Origin of the sequence: Kribbella sp. VKM Ac-2571, assembly GCF_004362255.1 — a bacterium.
In the GTDB taxonomy this organism is placed as follows: Bacteria; Actinomycetota; Actinomycetes; order Propionibacteriales; family Kribbellaceae; genus Kribbella; species Kribbella pratensis.
In genome coordinates this window covers 139,890-161,197 of record NZ_SNWS01000016.1, presented here as the reverse complement: position 1 = coordinate 161,197, position 21,308 = coordinate 139,890, and the positions used below count along the sequence as shown (strand labels likewise).

At 69.6% G+C, this 21,308-nt stretch carries 22 protein-coding genes and 1 pseudogene; 14 read left to right on the top strand and 9 right to left on the bottom strand.

What is annotated here, in order from left to right; genetic code table 11:
- Nucleotides 1–7 precede the first annotated feature (7 nt).
- Nucleotides 8–703 (top strand): FadR/GntR family transcriptional regulator, encoded by a 696-nt coding sequence (locus EV651_RS30845; protein ID WP_133788773.1) that lies wholly within the window; start codon nt 8–10, stop codon nt 701–703.
- Here the strand turns inward: EV651_RS30845 and EV651_RS30840 are convergent.
- Nucleotides 649–1,197, bottom strand: a complete 549-nt coding sequence (locus EV651_RS30840) for a GNAT family N-acetyltransferase (RefSeq protein WP_133788772.1) — start codon at nt 1,195–1,197, stop codon at nt 649–651. The genes EV651_RS30845 and EV651_RS30840 overlap by 55 nt on opposite strands.
- 13 nt (nt 1,198–1,210) lie before the next feature.
- Nucleotides 1,211–2,389: an MFS transporter gene (locus tag EV651_RS30835; RefSeq protein ID WP_202870583.1), complete on the bottom strand. Its 1,179-nt coding sequence runs from the start codon at nt 2,387–2,389 to the stop codon at nt 1,211–1,213.
- Nucleotides 2,390–2,441: 52 nt separating this feature from the next.
- Here EV651_RS30835 and EV651_RS30830 point away from each other — a divergent pair, with 52 nt between their 5' ends.
- Together EV651_RS30830 and EV651_RS30825 are read left to right on the top strand one after the other, a co-directional pair.
- Nucleotides 2,442–3,203, top strand: coding sequence for a DeoR/GlpR family DNA-binding transcription regulator (locus EV651_RS30830; protein ID WP_133788770.1), 762 nt, complete (start codon nt 2,442–2,444; stop codon nt 3,201–3,203).
- Nucleotides 3,200–4,369: an MFS transporter gene (locus EV651_RS30825; RefSeq protein WP_238157290.1), complete on the top strand. Its 1,170-nt coding sequence runs from the start codon at nt 3,200–3,202 to the stop codon at nt 4,367–4,369. Before EV651_RS30830 ends, EV651_RS30825 begins: the two co-directional genes overlap by 4 nt.
- Nucleotides 4,370–4,458: 89 nt before the next feature.
- Here EV651_RS30825 and EV651_RS30820 read toward each other — a convergent pair whose 3' ends face one another.
- Nucleotides 4,459–5,565 (bottom strand): PLP-dependent aspartate aminotransferase family protein, encoded by a 1,107-nt coding sequence (locus tag EV651_RS30820; protein ID WP_133788769.1) that lies wholly within the window; start codon nt 5,563–5,565, stop codon nt 4,459–4,461.
- A 43-nt stretch (nt 5,566–5,608) separates the two neighbouring features.
- Nucleotides 5,609–6,217: a TetR/AcrR family transcriptional regulator gene (locus EV651_RS30815; RefSeq protein WP_133788768.1), complete on the bottom strand. Its 609-nt coding sequence runs from the start codon at nt 6,215–6,217 to the stop codon at nt 5,609–5,611.
- Nucleotides 6,218–6,446: 229 nt separating this feature from the next.
- Between EV651_RS30815 and EV651_RS30810 the strand changes: the two genes are divergently transcribed.
- From EV651_RS30810 to EV651_RS43055, 4 genes and pseudogenes are all read left to right on the top strand, one after another.
- Nucleotides 6,447–7,664, top strand: a complete 1,218-nt coding sequence (locus EV651_RS30810) for a cytochrome P450 (protein WP_133788767.1) — start codon at nt 6,447–6,449, stop codon at nt 7,662–7,664.
- A 58-nt stretch (nt 7,665–7,722) separates the two neighbouring features.
- Nucleotides 7,723–8,853, top strand: a complete 1,131-nt coding sequence (locus EV651_RS30805; RefSeq protein ID WP_133788766.1) for a D-alanine--D-alanine ligase family protein — start codon at nt 7,723–7,725, stop codon at nt 8,851–8,853.
- 8 nt (nt 8,854–8,861) lie between these two features.
- Nucleotides 8,862–9,119, top strand: a pseudogene (locus tag EV651_RS43415) (carboxylesterase family protein); the annotation flags it as partial.
- Nucleotides 9,120–9,150: 31 nt separating this feature from the next.
- On the top strand, nt 9,151–10,329 hold the full coding sequence (locus EV651_RS43055; protein ID WP_202870582.1) for a carboxylesterase family protein: 1,179 nt from the start codon (nt 9,151–9,153) through the stop codon (nt 10,327–10,329).
- A 280-nt stretch (nt 10,330–10,609) separates the two neighbouring features.
- On the opposite strand, the gene EV651_RS30795 is transcribed toward EV651_RS43055, so the two are convergent.
- Complete coding sequence (locus EV651_RS30795; protein WP_133788765.1) at nt 10,610–11,818, bottom strand: RNA polymerase sigma factor; 1,209 nt, start codon at nt 11,816–11,818, stop codon at nt 10,610–10,612.
- A gap of 6 nt (nt 11,819–11,824) precedes the next feature.
- On the bottom strand, nt 11,825–12,241 hold the full coding sequence (locus EV651_RS30790; RefSeq protein WP_133788764.1) for a YciI family protein: 417 nt from the start codon (nt 12,239–12,241) through the stop codon (nt 11,825–11,827).
- Between the two features lie 458 nt (nt 12,242–12,699).
- On the opposite strand from EV651_RS30790, the gene EV651_RS30785 reads away from it, so the two are divergent.
- Complete coding sequence (locus tag EV651_RS30785; RefSeq protein ID WP_133788763.1) at nt 12,700–13,944, top strand: ice-binding family protein; 1,245 nt, start codon at nt 12,700–12,702, stop codon at nt 13,942–13,944.
- Nucleotides 13,941–14,681 carry a class F sortase gene (locus tag EV651_RS42645; protein ID WP_133788762.1) on the top strand — a complete coding sequence of 247 codons (741 nt, stop codon included), beginning with the start codon at nt 13,941–13,943 and terminating at the stop codon, nt 14,679–14,681. Before EV651_RS30785 ends, EV651_RS42645 begins: the two co-directional genes overlap by 4 nt.
- 78 nt (nt 14,682–14,759) lie before the next feature.
- Here the strand turns inward: EV651_RS42645 and EV651_RS30775 are convergent, their stop codons facing one another.
- Together EV651_RS30775 and EV651_RS30770 are read right to left on the bottom strand one after the other, a co-directional pair.
- Nucleotides 14,760–15,356 (bottom strand): DUF3515 domain-containing protein, encoded by a 597-nt coding sequence (locus EV651_RS30775; RefSeq protein WP_133788761.1) that lies wholly within the window; start codon nt 15,354–15,356, stop codon nt 14,760–14,762.
- A 43-nt stretch (nt 15,357–15,399) separates the two neighbouring features.
- Nucleotides 15,400–15,633: an Lrp/AsnC family transcriptional regulator gene (locus tag EV651_RS30770; RefSeq protein ID WP_198682133.1), complete on the bottom strand. Its 234-nt coding sequence runs from the start codon at nt 15,631–15,633 to the stop codon at nt 15,400–15,402.
- A 127-nt stretch (nt 15,634–15,760) separates the two neighbouring features.
- Between EV651_RS30770 and EV651_RS30765 the strand changes: the two genes are divergently transcribed.
- The 3 genes from EV651_RS30765 to EV651_RS30755 are packed head-to-tail and all read left to right on the top strand — an operon-like array spanning nt 15,761 to nt 18,154.
- Nucleotides 15,761–16,723, top strand: a complete 963-nt coding sequence (locus EV651_RS30765; protein WP_133788760.1) for a thiamine-phosphate kinase — start codon at nt 15,761–15,763, stop codon at nt 16,721–16,723.
- A 1-nt stretch (nt 16,724) separates the two neighbouring features.
- Nucleotides 16,725–17,531, top strand: coding sequence for a bifunctional hydroxymethylpyrimidine kinase/phosphomethylpyrimidine kinase (thiD, locus tag EV651_RS30760; RefSeq protein WP_133788759.1), 807 nt, complete (start codon nt 16,725–16,727; stop codon nt 17,529–17,531).
- Nucleotides 17,528–18,154 carry a DinB family protein gene (locus EV651_RS30755; protein ID WP_133788758.1) on the top strand — a complete coding sequence of 209 codons (627 nt, stop codon included), beginning with the start codon at nt 17,528–17,530 and terminating at the stop codon, nt 18,152–18,154. The genes thiD and EV651_RS30755 overlap by 4 nt, the downstream gene beginning before the upstream one ends.
- Here EV651_RS30755 and EV651_RS30750 read toward each other — a convergent pair.
- Nucleotides 18,151–19,308: an ROK family transcriptional regulator gene (locus EV651_RS30750; protein ID WP_133788757.1), complete on the bottom strand. Its 1,158-nt coding sequence runs from the start codon at nt 19,306–19,308 to the stop codon at nt 18,151–18,153. The genes EV651_RS30755 and EV651_RS30750 overlap by 4 nt on opposite strands.
- 48 nt (nt 19,309–19,356) lie before the next feature.
- Between EV651_RS30750 and EV651_RS30745 the strand changes: the two genes are divergently transcribed.
- Together EV651_RS30745 and EV651_RS30740 are read left to right on the top strand one after the other, a co-directional pair.
- Nucleotides 19,357–19,977 (top strand): HAD-IA family hydrolase, encoded by a 621-nt coding sequence (locus EV651_RS30745; RefSeq protein WP_133788756.1) that lies wholly within the window; start codon nt 19,357–19,359, stop codon nt 19,975–19,977.
- The gene (locus EV651_RS30740; protein ID WP_202870580.1) at nt 19,974–21,278 is read left to right on the top strand and encodes a sugar MFS transporter; all 1,305 of its coding nucleotides are present in this window, start codon (nt 19,974–19,976) and stop codon (nt 21,276–21,278) included. Before EV651_RS30745 ends, EV651_RS30740 begins: the two co-directional genes overlap by 4 nt.
- Nucleotides 21,279–21,308 lie beyond the last annotated feature (30 nt).

The following is a 21,308-nucleotide window of genomic DNA, read 5'->3' as shown; positions in this document are numbered from 1 at the left end:
AGAGGTGATGTCGTTGAAGGGATCACTCGAAGGGCCGGTGCGGCAGGTGCCGCTCGTGCTGCAGGTGTCGGAGCGGTTCCGGGCGCAGATCGAGTCCGGGGCGTGGCCGCGCGGGTCGCGGATCCCCGGGGAGAATCAGCTCGCCGCCGAGCTCGGGGTGAGTCGTGGCACGGTGCGGGAGGCGTTGCGTTCGCTGAGCCTGACCGGTCTGCTGGAGCCGCGCGTGGGCGACGGCACGTACGTGCGGGCGACCAACGAGATCAGCGGCGTACTGGCCCGGGACGAGCTCTCAGCGTCGCTCACGCATGTCCTCGACGCCCGCGCCGGCATCGAGGCGGCCGCGGCTCGGTTGGCCGCTCAACGCGCGGATCCGGCCGGCCTGACCCCGCTGTCCGACGCGCTCGAGGCTCGCGGAGCCGCGCTGTCGGCGGGGGACCTGGACGCGTTCGTGGCCGTCGACACGGACTTCCACCGCGGCGTCGTGGTTGCGAGCGGGAACCCGTTGTTGCTGCGGTTGTACGACGCCCTCGCCGAGGTTCTCGCCGAGTCGATCCGGGAAACCGCGACGATCCCCGAGGATCACCGCATCCTCGACGCGCACGTCGACGTACTGGACGCGATCCGGGCCGGTGATCCCGAGGCGGCGAGTCAGGCGTCGTACGCGCTGATCGAGTCCGTCAAGGTGGCGGGATCCGGCCAGTAGTACCGGAAGCAGGCGGGCCGGCCGTTGAGGCGACGCGGCTCGCCACCCGGCGGTGGGACCTCCTTGCGTTCGCCTCGGATGCCGCCGCGCGCTTCGTAGAAGCCTTGTGCGGCGGTGTTCTGCTCGAGTACCCACAGATAGATCCCGGTGTCCCGCACCGTCTCGGCCGTGAGTGCGAGCAGTCGCGTGCCGATCCCTTGCCGCTTGCGCGGTGCCCGGACGTGCAGATTGTCGACGAGTGCGCCGAACTTCGGATCCGCGTCGTACACCACGTGCGAGAGCCCGATCAGTTGCCCGTCGTACTCCGCCACCGTCGTCCACGTACCGTCGCGCTCCGCGAGCCGCTTGGCCCACATCGTTCCGAGATACTCGGGCGACTCGTCGTCGAGGAACTCGTCCGCGTAAGCACCCCGGTAATGCCGTCGCCAACTGTCACCGTGCAACTCCGCAACAGCCGCCGCATCACCTGGTCCAGCTACTCGAAAAGTCGTCACCTGATGATTCGTATCACCGTGGGAGGACGTCGCCGGGTGCTGTCCGCTGGGTGGTTGCGAGGACCCGCGCGAACACGGCCAGGCAGGCGGCGAGCGCGGTGACGACGATGAAGGACATGGTCAGGTTGCTGGCCTGGGCGATGCCGCCGATGATCGACGGGGCCACCAGGCCGGAGGCGTAGGTGATGGTGGCGACGCCGGCGATGGCCTGGCTCGCGTTGGGGCCGGTGCGGCCGGCGGCGGCGAAGGCCAGCGGTACGACGACCGCGATGCCGACGCCGATCAGGCCGAAGCCGGCCATCGCGAGGATCGCGTTCGGTGCGAGGACGACCAGGAGGCCGCCGAGGGTCGCGATCACGCCGCTCCAGCGCACCGTCCGTACGGCGCCGAAGCGGTCGACGACCGCATCGCCGGTGATCCGGGCGATCGCCATGGTCAGCGCGAACCCGGTCGTCGCGCCGGCCGCGACACCCGCCGAGCTGTCCAGGATGTCGCGCAGGTACACGGCCGACCAGTCCAGGCTCGCGCCCTCCGCGAACACCGCACAGAACCCGACCGCCCCGATCAGCAACGCCGACTTCGGTGGCAGCGCGAACCGCGCCGGCGGCTCCTCGTCGTCCTCGGGATGGATGTTCAGCACGAACTGACACACCACCGCGCCGACGACGGTCAGTACGACGGCAGCGACCGTGTGATGGATCTGCGCACTGAGATCCGCATGCGCCGCGACCGTCCCGACCGCGGACCCGAGCAGCGCACCCACACTCCACAGGCCGTGGAGCCCGGACATGATCGACTTCCTCAGCCGGTGCTCGACCTCGACGCCGAGCGCGTTCATCGCGACGTCGGCCATCCCCGCCGTACCGCCGTAGATCAGCAGCGCGGCGCACAACGTCAGCAGGCCGGGAGCGAACGACGGCAGGATCAGGGAGAGCGTCCAGAGCGCGAGCAGCCCGCGCAACGCGGTGCGGGTGCCGAACCGGTGACTGACCCGGGCGGCGAGCGGCATCATCAGCGCCGCCCCGAGCGCCGGAAACGCGAGCGCCAGGCCGAGCTGGCCCGCGGACACCCCCGCGTGGTCCTGGATCCAGGGCACCCGGGTCGCGAACGACCCGGTCACCGATCCGTGCACGCAGAAGACGGCAGCCACGGCGTACCGCGATCGCTTGACGAGCGTGGTGTCTTCAGTCACAAGCAAACACACTATCTGTTTGAACGATCAGGCGGATGGTAGTTTTTTGCGCATGAGAAGTGCGGAACGGCACCAAGTGATCGTAGAACGACTACGAGTCGTTGACCGAGTGTCGGTCCAGGAACTGGTCGAGGCGACCGAGGCCTCGGACATGACGGTCCGCCGCGACCTCGACTTCCTGGCGGCGCAGGGTGTGCTGAAGCGGGTCCACGGCGGCGCGGTGTCTTCGATGCCGTCCGGCCTGGAGCCGCCGCACTCCTTGCGCGCCCAGGCCGCCGTCGCGGCCAAGCAGGCGATCGCTCGGGCCGCCGTCGAGCACCTTCGCGACGGCGAGACGATCGTGCTCGACAGCGGTACGACGGCGCTCGAGACCGCGAAGCTCTTGCGCGACCGCACGATGACGGTGATGCCGCTCTCGCTGCATGTCGCGCACGAACTCGCCGACGCGCCGCGGATCCGGCTGCTGATGCCGGGCGGTGAGGCGCGCAAGGGGGAGCTGTCGCTGGTCGGTCCGCTGACGGTTGCCTCGCTGCGTGCACTTCGCTTCGACGCCGCCGTACTGAGCCCCTGCGCGTTCAGTCTCGACGCGGGGCTGACGGCCTTCGACCTGGGCGATGCCGAGGTCAAGCAGGAGGCGATGAACGTTGCCACCCGCACCATCGTGCTCGCCGACGGCGCCAAATGGGACCGCGCCGCCCTCGCCTATGTCTGCCCGGCAGATCGCCCCGACCTGATCATCACCGACGACTCAGCCCCCGAGGACCAACGAATCATGCTGACCCAACGCGGCGTACTGGTAGAGGTGGCTCCTTGACCGCCACCGCCGAGCTGCAGACTGCACCGCCCCGAGCCGCTCGGGTCGCCACCTGGTTGTACTTCGGACTGAACGGGTTCGCGGTCGGGATGTGGGTCGTGCACATCCCGAGCATTGAGCAGAAGACCGGGATCACCCACAGCACCCTCGGACTGCTCCTGCTGGTCCTCGGCGGCGCCGCGTTCATCGGCATGCAGGTCGCCGGACCGCTCGTCGACAGACTCGGCCAGCGCCGGCTCGTCCCCGCGGCGGGCATCCTGCTCGGTATCGCGCTCGCCGGCCCCGGCCTGGCCACGAACTGGTGGACGCTGGGGCTCACGCTGATCCTCGTCGGCTTCGGCAACGGTTCGATCGACGTCGGGATGAACGCGCAGGCCGTCGTGGTCGAGCGCGGCTATCCGCGACCGATCATGGCCGCGTTCCACGCGATGTGGTCGATCGGCGGGGCGATCGCCGCCGTCATCGGCGCGGCCACGCTGAGGGCCGGCGTACCGACCGAGGTCACGCTCGGCCTGTCCGGCCTGATCTGTATCGCGATCGCGCTGGCCGCCAGCCGGTTCTTGCTGGAGGCAACCATCGAGGAGGAGCACGCGGACGACGCAACGCCGCGGGAGAAGCCGTCGGCCAAGCTGGTCTGGGCGCTCGGCGGGCTCGCGTTCGGCCTGATGCTGTCCGAGGGGGTGGCCAACGACTGGGCGGCGCTGCACTTCCGCGACATCCTCGGCACCTCGGTCAGTACGGCGGCCTTCGCGTACGGCGCGTTCGCGGTCGCGATGACCGTCGGCCGGTTCCTCACCGACCGGGTCGCGGCCGTCGTCGGTCCAGCGGCGATCGTGCGCTGGGGCGCCGCGATGGCCGCGGTCGGTCTGACATTGGTGATCGTCGTACCGTGGGTGCCCGTCGCGCTCGTCGGCTGGGCGATCTTCGGCCTCGGCCTCGCGGGCGGCGTACCGCAGTTGTTCACTGCTGCCGGCAACCTCGACCCGCGCTCGTCCGGCGCGCTGATGGCCCGCGTCGTCGGCCTCGGGTACGTCGGCCTGCTGGCGGGTCCCGCACTGATCGGCGGCCTCGCGCACTGGATGCCGCTGAACATCGCGTTCATCCTGCCGGTCGTCCTGTGCGTACTGACGTTCTTCGGCGGCCCGGTCCTCAAGAACAACCGCTGATGGGTAAGCGTCCGAGATGCCGGGTTCGCCCATCAGATCCCGGACGCCAACCCTGCATCTCGGACGTCAACCCATCAGATGCGGGGAGGTCAGCGGGCGAGCGCCTGCTCCAGGTCGGCCCAGAGGTCGTGGGGGTGTTCGATGCCTACTGACAGGCGGATCAGGTCCTCGGGGATGGTCGGGACCTCGATCGGCCAGCGGCGGCGGCGCTCCAGCATCGACTCGACGCCGCCGAGGCTGGTCGCGTGCACCCAGAGTTCGGTGCTCTCGCAGACCTTCTGCGCGCCGGCCGCGTCGCCGCCGAGCTCGAACGCGAGGATCGCGCCGAAGCCGGACATCTGCGTCGCGGCGCGGTCGTGTCCCGGATCGTCCGGTAGTCCGGGGTAGCGCACCCGGCTGACTCGTGGGTGCTCGCGCAGTCGCTCGGCGAGGAAGGCGGCGTTCGACTGTGCCCGCTCGAGGCGGAGTGCGAGCGTGCGCAGGCCGCGGAGCGCGAGCCAGGCCTCCATCGGGCCCGGGATCGCGCCGAGACTGCGGCGACGCAGGTCGATCGCCGACCACAGCTCGTCGTCCGCGGTGACGACCGCGCCGAGAAGAACGTCCGAGTGGCCGGCGATGAACTTGGTTGCCGAGTGCATCACGATATCCGCGCCGAGCCGCAGCGGCTGCTGGAGCAGGGGAGTGGCGAACGTGTTGTCGACGACGACGGTCGCACCTGCGGCGCGACCGGCCGCGGCGAGGGCCGGGATGTCGGCGACCTCCAGCGCGGGATTCGTCGGTGACTCGATCCACAGCATGTCGGCGCCGTCGACCGCTTGGGCAGCTGCGTCCGTGTCGGCGATGTCGACGCGGTTAACCTTCAGCCGGCCGGTCGCTGCTTGCTGGTCGAGGAGTGCGAGTACGCCGGAATACGCGTGCTGCGGTGCGACCACGCGACCACCGACCGGGATCAGATCGATGAGCGCCGCCGCGGCCGCCATCCCGGAGGCGAAGGTCAGCGCGCGACCGCCCTCCAACTCGCCGAGGGTCTTCTCGAGCGCGGTCCAGGCGTCGTTCCCGAAGCGTCCGTAGCCACGATCCCCGCCGGCGACGTACGTAGAACTGAACACCGGGGACTCGCCGACGGGAGCATTCGGCACCCGCTCCGGCCGGCCTGCGTGGACGACAACGGTGGACGGATCGAGTTCAGGACTCATACCCCGAATTGTCCCTGCCTACCGACCGTTCGCATCGGGCGGGTCAAGCGTCGGGCGCTCCGGGGAGTGGGACGCCGCCGGTGCGGAGTAGTCGCATCGCGCGCCGGGCCAGGGCCTTTGCTTCGACGGTGTCGGGGGTGTCCACCCAGACGCGGACCACGGTCTCGATGATGTTCATCGCGATTCCCGCGGACAGGGCGGCGACGAACTCCGAGCGGCGCGGGTCGTCCGCGGGCAGGCGGCGTACCAGCTCGTCGGCGAGGTCGGTGCGGAAGCGCCAGATCAGCTCGTTCAGGTGGGCGCTCACCGACCCGGTCTGCTCGGCCAGCTCGAACACCGCGCGGATCCGGTCCGGGTTGCGCTCGAGCTGTTCGAGGACCCGCTCGATCACCGCCCGCAGACCGTCCGGCAGGTCCATCGCGGGCTGCTGGTGGAACCAGTCGACCGCATCGGCCAGGCAGTCGTCGACGAACTCGAGGACCAGCCCCTCCTTGGTCGGGAAGTACCGGTACAGCGTGCTCGGCCCGACCTCGGCCGCCGCCGCGATCTGCTCGACCGTCGTCCGGCCGAACCCGTGGTCGCTGAACAACTCGAACGCCTTGTCCGCGATCAGCCGGCGGGTCCGCTCCCGCTTCACCTCGCGCAGTCCCATCAGCACCCTCCGCGGGCAGGGTACCGCCTCCGACGCGCCGCAGCCTGTTCCCTGATCGGAAGCGTCAGCCATATGGTAGTCACTACCAAATTCCCAGGAGAGGGCGCGCGATGACCGTGCATATGCCGCGACTCCGTCGCGGCGGGTCATGGGGCTGTGACTCCCGGCCTTCCCTCGTCGCTCCAGTCGCTTCGCTCCCTCCGCTCCTCAGTCCAGGCCGGGAGGCCCCATGACCCAGAGTTTTCCCGTCCGCAGGCCGTCCGGTTGCCCGTTCGATCCGGCGCCGGAGTACGCCGCGTTCCGCCGTACGGACGCGCCCGCGAAGGTGTCGACGCCGGCCGGTGTCGACGCGTACGTGATCAGCCGGTACGACGACGTCCGGACGCTGCTCCGGGACAGCCGGCTGAGTTCGCGGCTGGCGCCGTCCGATCACGTGGTACCGGATGCGGATCTGGACCGGGAGGTGGAGTCGGGGTCGATCCTGCAGGTGGACGGGGCGGCGCACAAACGCCTGCGCAGGATGCTGGCGACCGAGTTCGCGGTCAAGCGGATGGAGGCGATGCGGCCGCGGATCGCGTCGATGATCGAGGAACGACTCGACGCAATGCTGGCGAGTGGCGGTCCGGTCGACCTCGTGCAGGAGTTCGCGTTGCCGATCCCGTCGCTGGTGATCTGCGAGCTGCTGGGCGTTCCGTACGCGGACCGCGCCGAGTTCCAGGAGCGGAGCGCCCTGCTCGTCCGGGTCGACGGGTGGACCGAGGAGATCGGGCGAGCCAGCGACGAGCTGAACCAGTACATCGTCGGCCTGGTGCTCGCGAAACAGGCGCATCGCGAGGATGACCTACTGTCCCGGCTGATCACCCGCGGGGAGGAGCTCGGTACGCCGCTGAGCCTGGAGGAGCTGGTGACGGTCGGGGTCACGCTGCTCATCGCCGGCCACGAGACCACCGCGAACATGATCGCACTCAGCACGCTAGCGCTGCTAGCGAATCCGACGCAGCTCGATGCACTACGGGCCGATCCCTCGCTCGCACCGGCCGCGGTCGAAGAGCTGCTGCGGTACCTGTCCGTGGTGCACTTCGGACTGTTCCGCTATGTCACCGACGATCTGCCCGTCGGCCCGTTGACGATCGACGCCGGCGGTTACCTGATCGCGGCGCTGTCCTCGGCCAACCGCGACGAGAGCGTGTTCCCGGACCCGGACCGGCTGGACCTGGAGCGGAACGCGGCGGCGCACGTGGCCTTCGGGTTCGGGCCGCACCAGTGCATCGGCCAGCAGCTCGCGCGGATCGAACTGCAGGAGGTGTTCACGCGGCTGTTCGCCCGCATTCCGACGCTGCGACTCGCCGTACCGTTCGAGGAAATCGACTACCGGGACAACACGCTCGTGTACGGAGTGACAGCGTTGCCAGTTACCTGGGACCCGCCGCTACCTACTGCGATCTGAAGGGTTCTTAACCGAACCCCGGTCGGAACCTGATCTCCGGGCCGCTACAGTCGAGCCGGTGAGTGAGTACTCGGAAAGTCAGCGAAAGCCCCGTGTCGCCGTCGTCTTCGGCGGCCGGTCGAGCGAGCACGCCATCTCGTGCGTGACCGCCGCGAACGTCCTGCAGGTCATCGATCGGGACAAGTACGACGTGGTCCCGGTCGGCATCAGCACCAGCGGGCACTGGGTGCTCGAGAGCGGTGACCCCGAGCGGCTGTCGATCACCGACGGCAAGCTCCCGGAGGTCGACGTGACCGCGATGCCGGTGCTGTTCGGCGCGAACCGCGAACTCGTGGTCAGCGAACCCGACCAGGTGCCGAGCACGCTCGGCGAGGTCGACGTGGTCTTCCCGCTGCTGCACGGACCGTGGGGCGAGGACGGCACCATCCAGGGCCTGCTCGAGATGTCCGACATCCGGTACGTCGGTTCCGGCGTCCTCGCGAGCGCCGTCGGCATGGACAAGCACTACATGAAGGTCGTCTTCCAGGCCGCCGGACTCGAGGTCACGCCGTACGTCGTGATCCGCGACCGGGACTGGACCCGGGACCCGGCCGCCTGCCGGGAGGCCGTGGACGCGCTCGGCTACCCGGTGTTCGTGAAGCCGTGCCGCGGCGGGTCCAGCCTCGGGATCAGCAAGGTGAACAGCCTCGACGAGCTCGACGAGGCCATCGCGGTGGCGCGGGCGCACGACCCGAAGGTGATCGTCGAGGCGTCGGCGAAGAGCCCGCGCGAGATCGAGGTCGGGGTCCTCGGCGGCCTGAACGGCGCCAACCCGGACGTCAGTGTCTGCGGCGAGATCGCGATCTCCGGCGGCGGGCACGACTTCTACGACTTCGAGACCAAGTACCTGCCGGAGGGTGAGGAGTACACCGCGCTCTCGGTGCCGGCCGACCTGCCTTCGGAGATCGCGGACGAGGTCCGCTCGAAGGCGCTGATCGCCTTCGACGCGATCGAGGCCGAGGGGCTGGCGCGGGTCGACTTCTTCCTGGACGCCGACAACCGCGTGATCATCAACGAGATCAACACGATGCCCGGGTTCACGCCGACCAGCATGTTCCCGCGACTGTGGGCCGCCTCCGGCAAGGATTACGCAGCCCTCGTCGAGCATCTCCTGCAACTGGCCATGACCCGCCCCACCGGCCTCCGCTGACCCACCGGATGCCGCTCGTCAGCACGCAGTACGGCCCCGTCCTGGGAACCGACGCGAGCGTGCTGTCCTTCAAGGGCATCCCGTACGCCGCGCCGCCGGTCGGCCCGAACCGCTTCCAGCCGCCCCGACCGCCGGAGCCGTGGACGTCGCCCCGTGACGCGCGTGGTTACGGGGCGACGGCTCCGCAGACCCGCACCGAGGGCGTGATGGGTCAACTGATTCCGCGGACGATCATCCCGGGAGACGACTACCTGAACCTGAACGTCTGGACGCCCGGGGTTGAGCGGGCGGGCGCCGGTGATGGTATTCATCCACGGCGGCTCGTTCACGAGCGGCTCCGGCGCCTTGTCCGTGTACGACGGCACGCGGTTCGCCCGCGACGGCGTCGTACTGGTGACGATCAACTACCGGCTCGGTGCCGACGGGTTCCTGTGGTTCGGTGAGGGTACGCCGAATCTGGGGCTGCTCGATCAGATCGCGGCCCTGACCTGGATTCGCGACAACATCGACGGCTTCGGCGGCGACCCGGGCAACGTGACGATCTTCGGCGAGTCGGCCGGTGCGATGAGCGTCTGCACATTGCTCGCGATGCCCGCTGCCGAAGGTCTGTTCCATCGGGCGATCGCCGAGTCGGGCGCCGCTCACAACACGATCGGGCCGTCGTCCGCGCGCCAGGTCGGCGCTCGTTTGGCCGCGGCCCTCGGTACGGCGCCGACGCGTGAGGCAATCGCTCGGGTGCCTGTCGCGCAGTTGCTTGCCGCGCAGGACAACCTCAGCCAGCAGGTGGCGGCGAAACCGCGCGCCAAGCTGTGGGGTGAGGTTGCCCGCACGCTGCTGCCGTTCAGTCCCGTGGTCGACGGTGATCTCTTGCCCGGCAAGCCTCTCGACCGCATTCGGGCCGGCGCCGGCGCTGACGTCGACCTCCTCATCGGCACGAACAGCGAGGAGGCGCGGCTCTTCCTCGTTCCGACGGGCGTCGGCGCCAGGATGAACACACCCTTCCTGTACGCCGCGGCCTCGCTCCGCTTCGGGTTGCCTGTGGCCGGCGTACGTCGTTATCGCGCCGGCCGTCCCGGTGCCACGCCAGGTGATGTGCTGGCGGCGGTCATGACGGACTCGTACTACCGCATCCCCGCGATCCGGCTCGCCGAGGCCCACCAGGGCACGTACGTCTACGAGTTCGGCTGGCGATCGCCCGCCTGCGGCGGCACCCTCGGCGCCTGCCATGGCCTTGAGTTGGCGTTCGTCTTCGACAACCTGGACGACCCGTCGACGGCACCGATGCTGGGTCCCGCGCCACCGCAGCACCTGGCGGATCTCGTGCACAAGTCCTGGGTGGACTTCGCGGCAACGGGCGATCCAGGCTGGCCGCCGTACACCCCGCAACAACGCATCAGCCGCCACTTCAACACAGCCTCCGGCACCACCACCAACGACCGCCCCACCGACCGCCAAACCTGGCACCACTTGCGCTGACCCACCGCAGCCTGCCGGGTCCACACCAGCGCACAGGAACCGGTGCGAGCACCCACGAAATAACCTGTTCAACACCCCCACCACGCCGGCCCCGCCCCCACAACACGATGTGACCCGAAACGGGACGTGACGCGCGCAGGACGTGACACGGGGCGGGATGTCTGCGCGCGGGATGTGGTGTGCGCGGGGTGTGGTGTGGGCGGGATGTGTGCGGGCGGGATGTGCGCGCGAGATGCGGGCGGGCGGGATGTGGTGTGGGGCGGGATGGGTGTGCTGCGGGTCAGGTGTTGGGGAGGGTGCTCGCGCGGGCGTGTAGGTAGCGTTGTTGGGGGAGGCTGGTTGTGCGGCTGGCTGCTTCCTCGTACGCCGCTCGTGCGCCGGGGACGTCGCCGGACATCTCCAGGAGATGCGCCCGGACCGCCGACAGCCTGTGGTCCTTGGCGATCCGGTCGTCGTGCTCGATCGACCGCAGCAACCCGAGCCCCTCGTCCGGACCGCGCGCCATCGCGACCGCAACTACGTGGTTGAGGGCAACCATCGGGTTGTCGGTGAGTTGCAGCAGCACCTCGTACAGCGCGACGATCTGCGGCCAGTCCGTCTCCTCGGCCGTCGGCGACTCGTCATGCACCGCCGCGATTGCCGCCTGCAACTGGTACGGCCCGACCGGCCCACGCGGTAGCGTCTTCGTGATCAGCTCGACCCCCTCCCGGATCAGCTCCGGAATCCACAGCGACCGGTCCTGCTCGGCCATCGGCACCAGTTCGCCGAGCGGCCCGGTCCGAGCCGGCCGCCGCGCATCCGTCAGCAACAGCAACGCCAGCAACCCGGCGACCTCGGCGTCATCCGGGAGGAGCCTGTGCAGCATCCGCGCCAACCGGATCCCCTCGGCAGCCAACTCGACCCGTTGAAGACTCGGCCCCGTCGTACTCGCATAACCCTCGTTGAAGATCAGGTACACGACCTTCAGCACCGCGCCGAGCCGCTCCTCGCGATCGGCCGGCATAGTGAACCGCGCGCCGCTGTCCTGCACGCTCGTCTTCGCCCGGGTGATCCGCCGCGTCATGGTTGCCTCCGGCACCAGGAAGGCCCGCGCGATCTCCGCCGTCGTCAGACCTCCGACCGCTCGCAACGTCAACGCGATCTGTGACGCCGGCGACAACGACGGATGGCAACACAGGAACAACAACACCAACGTGTCGTCCGCGTCCCCGACCGGCTCACCCTGCAGCGCCCAGGACGCGACCCGGTCCTCCCGCCGCTGACGGGCCTGCTCCCGCCGGAGCAGATCCGTCAGCCGACGAGAAGCGACCGTGATCAGCCACGCGCGCGGACTGTCCGGCACCCCGTTCACTGGCCACTGCTGTGCCGCCGCGAGCAGCGCCTCCTGCACCGCGTCCTCAGCCGTGTAGAAGTGCCCGTACCGCCGGACCAGCGCCCCGAGAACCTGCGGCGCCAGGTCCCGCATCAGCTCCTCGACAGCACCAGTCATGACACGTTACTCCACCAGGTCGTCGCGATCCTCGACAAGCGGCCGGATGTCCGCGTACGCCGTCGCGCGGACGAACTCCGGCGCCGGCGTGTCGGCGAGTCGCGACGCGATCTCCGTGGCCCGGTCGAACGACTCGCACTCGACGATCCAGTACCCGGCGAGCACCTCTTGTGTCTCGGCGTACGGTCCGTCGGTCACCACCGACTGCCCGTCCTTCGACCCCAGCCGCCGGGTCAGCACCGGCGCCGCCAGCGCGCGCGTCTCGACCAGCTCACCCGACTCGACCAGGTCGTTGTTGAACTTGTCCATGAACTGCGCCATCGCTGCGAAGTCCTCCGGCTTCCAGGCAGGCTTCCCCGTGTCCTTCCCCGTCATCCCGTCGTAGTCCTGCTGTGACGCGTACGTCAGGATCATGTACTTCATCGATCACTCCTGTCCTCCGGGCGCCCCCGCGGGGCGCCTCCACCCGAGACGTCGCACCCGAGATCCCCAACCGGACACCACCAGCGAGTATGCCGGTGAGACCCGTGGGACTAGTTGAATCAAGCAACAACTACGTTTGATTGCCGAGCGCCCGCATCAAACTGTTGACAGAAAGTCAGCATGGACCTAGCGTCTGCTACCAGTAACAAATTGTGATCGGCGTGAGACGGCTCGTGAGGCCGCCGCTGATCGAACGGGACGCCAGCACGACGGCGGGGCAGCGAAGGTTCTGCTTCCCGTGGCGATCTCCCGATGTCCTGTTGCCGGGCCTGGACCTGTCCCGGATCGCTCGATGTCATTTCTTGCGACCGCGCATCTCCAACGACGAACTGCCCGATCAACAAGTTGTCCTGTTACGGAGCAGGCGGCTTATCGATGGACTGAGGGTGAAACCGATCATGAAGTTGCCCACCTCTGCGCCCACACTCGGCCGGTTCCGGCTGAGCGTACTGGCGGTCGCCGCGGCGCTCGTCGTATCCGCGGGCGGTCTGCTCGTCAACGGGGGAGATGCGCAGGCCGCAGCCGTGGCGGTGCCACTCGGCACCGCCGAGAGTTTTGTGGTCCTGGCCGGCTCGGGAATCACCAACACCGGTCCGACGGTGCTGACGGGGGACATCGGCAGCTTCCCGAACCCGGCGATCACCGGCACCGGAACGATGACGATCACCGGAACGAACCACGCCGGCGACAACGTGACCCAGGAGGCGAAGAAGGATCTGGTCACGGCCTACAACGTCGCCGCCGGGGAGTCGCCGCCGACGCCGGTCACGGACGACCTGGGCGGCAAGACGCTGACCCGGGGCGTCTACAACTCGGCCTCCTCGATGGGGCTGACCGGGGCGTTGACTCTGAACGCCGAAGGCGACGCGGGGGCGGTGTTCGTGTTCCAGGCGGGCTCCACGCTCACCACTGCGTCCAGCAGCAGCGTGGTGCTGACCAACGGCGCTCAGGCGTGCAATGTGTTCTGGCAGGTGGGTAGCTCGGCGACGATCGGTACGGCGACCCAGTTCCGCGGGACCATCATGGCGCTGACATCGATCACGATGGACACCGGTGCCACCGCGGTCGGCCGAATGCTGGCTCGCAACGGCTCGGTGACCCTGGACACCAACACCCTCACCAAACCAACCTGCACCACCACCCCACCGACGACACCGCCGACCACGCCGCCGACGACACCGCCGACGACACCGCCGACGACACCGCCGACGACACCGCCGACCACGCCGCCGACCACGCCGCCGACCACGCCGCCGACCACGCCGCCGACCACGCCGCCGACCACGCCGCCGACGACACCGCCGACGACACCGCCGACGACACCGCCGACGACACCGCCGACCACGCCGCCGACGACACCGCCGACCACGCCGCCGACCACGCCGCCGACCACGCCGCCGACGACACCGCCGACCACGCCGCCGACCACGCCGCCGACCACGCCGCCGACCACGCCGCCGACCACGCCGCCGACCACACCGCCGACGACACCGCCGGTGCCGACGGTTTCGCCTAGGCCGCCGCAGGTGACCAGGACGCCGGGAGGTTCTGTGGGAACGGGTGATGCGTCCGGCCCGTCGATCCTCCTCGTGGAGCCGCCGACCTTCCCCTGGTTCTGGTGGGCCCTGGCCGGCACGCCATGAGGACCGGCGCGGCGGTTCTGTTCCTCGCGACCACCCTCACTCTGGCCGGATGTACCACTGAGTCGGGCACGGGGCAGACTCAAGGCGCACAGTCGGCCGAGGTCGCGAGCGGAGCCGCCGCGCCAACCACCACCGTCATCACACCCACGCCGAGCACACCGAACACCGGCCCCCCGACCAAGAGACGCACCGTTGCGGTAGGCAAGGACACCCCAGCACCCCGCACGGAGCCCTCCGCCGAACCGTCCCAACGATCACCCCACGGTCACGGGCGCGGAAAGCCGGCCTCGCTGCGCACGTCCACCCCGATCCGGGTGCGGATCCCAGCGATCGGTGTGGATTCAGGTCTGATGCGTCTCGGCCTCACCCGCAACGGCAGTTTGCAGGTGCCGCCGAACGGCTTCCCGGCCGGCTGGTTCACCGGTGCCCCCACACCCGGGGAGACAGGCCCAGCCGTTATCGCCGGCCACGTCCACTGGTCCGGCCGGCCCGGTGTCTTCGCCAGGCTCGCCTTGCTGAAGCCCGGCGACAAGATCATGGTGGCCCGGCAGGACCGCTCAACCGCAACCTTCCGGGTGAGCCGGGTCCAGGAGTACCCGAAGGCCACCTTCCCGAGCGCCGCGGTCTACGGCGATATCGACCACGCCGGGCTGCGACTGATCACGTGCGGTGGGCTCGATGCCGTGAAGAAGAAGTACGAGGCGAATCTGGTGGTCTTCGCCGATCTGATCGCCTGAAGGGCAGCTGTCCACCGCCCCCGCCCAGTACGCCGACGCGAGAGAAGTCTCGAACTCCGTCGAGAGGTATGCGGGTCGTCAGGTGCAGGGGGTGACGAGCTTGTTGTGCTTCTGGACAGCGTCGGAGACGTCGGTGAGGGCGTTGGCTTCGGGGGTGTACTTGGCGGGGACGGCGACCTCGAAGTAGAGGCTGCGGCCGATGGTGGTGAAGATGAAGCCGTTCTCGACCTGTTTGGCGAACCAGCCGACGCCGTTGACCTCGAAGCACTGGGACTGGGCCTCGGCCATGCCGGCCGGGGGCGTGACGCCGCAGGTCATCTCGATCGGCGGGTCGCCGTACGCCGCGGTCAGCGGGCTCTTCGGGGAGGCCTCACGACGTTCGGCGTCCAGGACCTTGGCGGGGAGCGCCTTGACGAGCTCGGCGCAGGCGGCCGCGACCTCAGGCGCGGGAGACGGCACAGGCACCGGCGTCGGCCCCGGGCTGCACCCGGCAACCAGCAACAGCCCAACCAGACCCACCAGCCCGCGCACACCGAGCCGACCGCGCAGACCGAGCCGACCGACCCGGCGCAGAGCGAGCCGGCCGTGCAGAGCGAGCCGGTTGCGTACGGCGAGCCGGCCGGGGTGGGGCGGGGGCGTGGACCGGCGTGGTCCGGTGGGCAGGAGCTTGGGCATGCCGAAGGAGTGGCGGGACCCCATGTCTACGGTCGGGTCTGGTTCAGATGTGGACGACGGGGCAGGTCAGGGTGCGGGTGATGCCGGGGACGTTCTGGACCCGGGCAACCACCAGTTTGCCCAGTTCGTCGACGTTGCGGGCTTCCGCGCGGACGATCACGTCGTACGGACCGGTGACGTCCTCGGCCAGGGTGACGCCCTGGACCTCGGCGATCTGCGCCGCGACGTCGGCAGCACGGCCGACCTCGGTCTGGATCAGGATGTAGGCCTGGACCACCACGTCGTTCTCCACTCAGTCGTCCTCAGCTGGCTCCAGCCACAGTACTGCCAGGTGGCCGGGCGTACTCGTTGCCCGGTCACGGTACCGCCTAGACTCCCGGTGGGTATATGGGAGGTCTGCTGACGTGACAGAGACGTTGGGGAGCACGGGTGAGTTCGGCCTGATCGCGGCCGTCACCAAGGGGCTGTCCACAGGTGAGGACGTCCTGGTCGGTCCCGGGGACGACGCGGCGGTGATGGCGGTGCCGGACGGCCGCATGGTGATCACGACGGACCTACTGGTCGAGGGCCGGCATTTCCGCCAGGACTGGTCGTCGGCGTACGACGTGGGCCGCAAGGCCGCCGCACAGAATCTGGCCGACGTAGCGGCGATGGGTGCGCGCCCGACCGCGCTCGTGGTCGGATTCGGCGGCCCTGCCGACCTGCCGACCGCGTGGGCGCTGGAGCTGAACCAAGGCCTCGTCGACGAGTGCGAACTGGTCGAGGCGAGCATCATCGGCGGCGACACGGTCCAGTCCGACAGGATCGTCGTCTCGGTGACCGCCTTCGGTTCGCTCGACGGTCGTCCGCCGGTGCTGCGCTCGGGCGCCCGCCCGGGGGACGAGGTCGCGTACATCGGCCGGCTCGGTTGGGCCGAGGCGGGCTGGGCGGTGCTCGCTCGCGGGTTCCGCTCGCCGCGGGCCGTCGTCGAGGCACACCGTCGCCCGCAACCGCCGTACGCCGAAGGTCCGCGGGCCGCGCTCGCCGGCGCCTCCTCGTTGTGTGACGTGAGCGACGGCCTGCTGTCCGATCTCGGCCACATCGCGGCGGCGAGCCAGGTGATCATCGACGTGCACACGAAGGCGCTGACCATACCCGAGCCGCTGCAGGCGGTGGCTGCGGCGACCGGTGTGGACGCGCTGAAGTTCGTGCTGGCCGGCGGCGAGGACCACGCCCTGGTCGGTACGTTCGAGCCGGCCGACGTCCCCGAGGGCTGGACAGTGATCGGCTCGGTTGCTGAGGGCAACGAGGAACGACCGGCCGGGACGGTGACCGTGGACGGCGCGCCGTATGCTGCGGACACCGGACACGCCCATTTCAGGAGTTGAGATGCCGCCCCCCAGAGTGTTGACGATCGCCGGTTCCGACTCCGGCGGCGGGGCCGGGATCCAGGCGGACCTGAAGGCGATGCTCGCGAACGGCGTGCACGGCATGAGCGTCCTGACCGCGATCACCGCGCAGAACAGCGTCGGCGTCCAGGGTGCCTGGGAGCTGCCGGAGGAGCAGGTTCGCGCCCAGTTCCGCAGCGTCGTGGACGACATCGGGGTCGACGCGGTGAAGACGGGCATGCTGGCGTCCGAGTCGATGGTCCGCGTCGTCGCGTCGCTGCTGCGGACCCTGCCGCCGGACGTGCCGGTCGTGGTTGACCCGGTGTCGGTGTCCAAGCACGGTGACGCACTCCTCGCCGCCGACGCGATGGACGCTGTGCGCTCGGAGATCGTCCCGCTTGCCACAGTCCTCACTCCGAACCTCACTGAGCTCGGACCGGTTTCCGGCATCGACCTGGAGACAGTGGAGGACCGGGAGTTCGCCGCGAAGGCTCTGCTCGAGGCAGGTGCGTCGTGGGTGCTGGTGAAGGGCGGCCACGACGTCGGTACGGCGTCAGTCGACGTACTGCACGGTCCAGGAGTACGGCGTTCGTACAGCGCGCTCCGGGCCGACAACAGACACACGCACGGCACGGGATGCACGCTGGCCAGCACCATCGCGTCGTACCTTGCTCGCGGGTACGACGTACCGGGTGCTGTCGGTGCTGCGAAGGAGTATGTGACCGGGGCGATCGCGGCCGGCTTCGCTCTCGGCGACGGCATCGGTCCGGTCGATCATGCGTGGAGATTCAGAGGGAGTAGCAGTTGAGCAAGCAGCAGCCCCCGGTCGACGGGTACTGCGAGCAGTGCGGTTTCAACTACGACACCGGGACCTTGCAGGGCACGGTGACGCTGCTCGTCCGGCAGGCGGCGGACTGCAGTATGGCGCTGACGAAGGCCGCGGCCGGTCCGGACCCGAACGTGGTGCGCCTGCGACCGGAGCCGGACGTGTGGTCGGCGATCGAGTACGCGTGCCACGTGCGCGACGTACTGGAGGTGCAGCGGCACCGGATCGCGCAGTGCCTGGCTGAGGACCGGCCGGTGTATGCGCCGATGGACCGGACCGGGCGGGTGAAGCAGGAGAAGTACGAGAACCAGGACCCGATGGAGGTCGCGGCCGCGCTGGTGCGGTTCGCGCGCGAGTTCGGGGCGGCGGCGCGGGTGCTGCAGCCGCAGGAGCTGGGGAAGCTGGGGTTGTACAACTACCCGGTCCGGGCGCCGCGCACGCTGGGCTGGATCATCCGGCACACCGCCCACGAGATCCAGCACCACCGGCACGACATCCTCGAGATCCTGGCCAAGGTGGAACCCCCGATCGTCCCCAAGCCCCGCGTCGAAGAGACCGCTGAAGGGGCTGCTGAAGAGGCCGCAGAAGTGGAGGCGACCGACTAGCGCTGAGCGACCCAGGCTGCGATGGCCTGCTCGCTGGTGAGCTGGTCGAGTGCCAGCGCTGCCGCGCCACGGAGCGGCCCGTCAGGCTGGTGGGTCGCCGGCAGCACTGGTGGAGGAGCGGCGCGATGGAACGTCATCAGCCCGCTCTCGTACGCCTCTGCGAACGTCTCCTCCGCAGCGGCCCGCAGTGGGATCGCCAGACCGCCGATCGTCACCACATCCGGGTCATGCGCGTTCACGAGACCTGCGATGCCGTAGCCCAGTGAAGCGACCACCCTGGTCACCGCAGCGCGGGCAGCCCGGTCACTGCGCCGCAGTACTTCTTCTGTGTAGGCAACGGGATCATCCGGCGTCGGCTGCTTCAGATAACGCGCCAGCGCCCGTCCGTCGATCTCCAGGTCCCAGCAGCCACGTGCACCACACGGACACTCACGAGACCGATCACCAAAGGGCATGTGGCCGTACTCGCCACCTGCTCCCGACGCGCCCTGCGCCGGCACCCCGTCGATCAGCAGCGTCCCGCCGATCCCCACCTCGATGATGAGGTGCACCGCCGTTCCAGCTCCTGCAGCAGCGCCAGTACGCGCCTCTGCCACCCCACTCAGCGTCGCGTCGTTGCCGGCAAGCAGCGGTACGCCGGTGTCGCCAGTGACCTGTGCAAGATCCAGCTCGACCCACTCCAGCGTCGGTGCCTGCATCAGGTGGTTGTCACGAACAGTGCCCGGTACGGCGAGGCTCACCATCTGGAGCCGAGCGCCGTACCGCTGCTGCGCCTGCTCCACCTCCCGCCGCAGGTTGTTCAGAACGACCTGTGCGCGCCGACTCCGGTGCCGCCTGTACTGCGGCTCTTGCAGCGACCCGTCGAGCGCTACAACCGCGCTCCGCCAACTGCTCTGCCTCAGGTCGAGTACGAGCACCACAGGTCCCTGCGGATGCGGCTGCAGCACCGTGGTCGGCCGACCACGGCCCTGACTGGGAGCAGGCACCTCGGTCAGCAGGTGTACGTCGCGTAGCCGAGCGGTCACCTCGGTCGCCGAACTCGTGCTCAATCGCAGCGCCCGTGCGACCGCCGCCCGTGTGATCCCGGGCTGCCGGGTGAGCTGGGTCAGTACGTCGGCAGCCGTCTGCCACTGTCCACGGCGTACTGGAGTCATCGCTGCCCTTCCCGTTATGCTCGGAGGACGAGTTTAATAGGAGGGCTCATGGAGATCCGGGACATCCGCGCGGTCCTGTTCGACATGGACGGCACTCTGGTCGATTCCGACGCGATCGTCGACCGGAGCTGGTCCCGCTGGGCGACGGAGTACGGCATCTCGCCGGCCGAGGTGCTCGCCGTCGCGCACGGGAACCCCGCGGTGGCGACCGTCGCGCAGATGCTGCCCGACGCGACACCGGCCGAGCGTGCCGCGGCGGGGGCGCGGGTGCTCGATCTCGAGGTCAACGACGCCGATGGTGTGGTGGCGAAGCCGGGTGCGGTGGAACTGCTCGCCACGCTCGACCGGATCGGGCTGCCGTGGGCGGTCTACACCAGTGCGCCGGCCCAGCTCGCGAAGGTGCGGCTCACCGCGGCCGGGATCGCGCCGTCGGTCCTAGTCACCGTCGACGACGTCAGCCGCGGCAAGCCGGACCCGGAGGGGTACCTCAGAGCGGCGGAGCTTCTCGGCGTACCCGTGACCTCATGCCTGGTGGTCGAGGACACTGTGGTCGGATTGTCGGCCGGTCGGGCGTCTGGTGCGCTCACGGCTGGTTTGAAGGGCATTTCGGCGGACATCGAGCTGGCTGATCTGCATCGGCTCGACGCGCTGTTCAAAGGTCTGGAGTGACAGCGGGCGGGAAGGCCACGGCGCGGAGCGGTGCCCGCGGCGACGAGATACGCATCGGCATCGCGCTGTCGGCGATGGGGTTCGTGCTGGCCGGGCTCGGCGCGTGTGTGGCGATCCTTGCGCGGGATCTCGAAGAGCCGACCGGTCGGCTGGCGCTGATGTCCTCGGGGTTCGCGGTCGGGCTGTTGCTGGTCGCGGTGATCGGTCCGCGGATGCTCAGGCTCTGGCCGATGCCGACGGTGCTTGGACTCGGATCGGTCGTCTGCGCGGTGGGGGCGGTGCTCATCGCGGTTGCACCGGCGTACTCGGTGGCTATTGCCGGCGGTTTGCTGGTCGGCCTCGGCGGCGCGCTGCTTGTGCTGGTCGCCCCGCTGATGCTCAACGGCCCGATGGCCGCCGCCCGGCTGAGTCGGGTCAACGCGGTCGCCAGCGGAACCGGAATCCTAGCGCCGCTAGCAATCGGCACCCTGGACGGTCTGGGCCCCAGCGGCCGCTACGCCATGCTCGCCGCAGCCCCTCCACTCCTTCTCCTAGCAGTGCTAACCCGGCGCTCCCGACCGCTCCAGGCAACAAACGCGCGCGACGCGGCGCCGCCTCAGTGGAACGCGGAAGATGAGCGACCGGGGGAGAGGGCTGGCGAGCCAGCCGGGGCCCCTGCGTGGGGCGCGGAAGGGGGGCGGTCAGGGCCGGAGGTGCCGGTGTTGATTGATTCGGCGCCGGCTGTTGGGCTTGGGGGAAAGTGGCGGCGCGTGGGGCGGCGGGTTGTTATGGACGTCGGCGCGGGGTGGCTCCGGGTGGTTCTCGCCGTGTCGGTCGAGTTCTGTTTTGTGGTGTGGGCTGTGGCGCGGTTGGTGGCCAGCGGGTTGCCCACGGCAGCGGCCGCGCTGCTCGGCAGCGCGTTCCCGATCGGTATGGCGGTCGGCCGTGCGATCGGACCGATCCGGTACCGCGGCTGGTCGCCGGTCTTTCCGTCCGGCGCGCTCGCCGCCTGCGGCACCATCCTGGTGAGCCTGTTCGACGCGCCGGCCGTGGTCGCGCTCGGCCTGGTCGTGGCCGGTCTCGGAGTCGCCCCGCTGTACCCGGTGACGCTCGCAGCCCTCGTCGCGACCCCCGGCCTCAGCTCGGCCCGCCTCGCCGCGGTTGGTGCAATGGCCTCGGGTACGGCGATCCTCGTCGCGCCGGCGCTCCTCGCCGTACTCGCACGGGTCGTCGACCTGCGGACGGCGTACCTCGTGACCTTGCCGCTGATCGCGGTACTTTTTCTGCTGAGCCGTCGATCTGACCGGGCCGCGTTCGTGTAGGGGGTGAACGAGCCCGAAACGACGAACGAG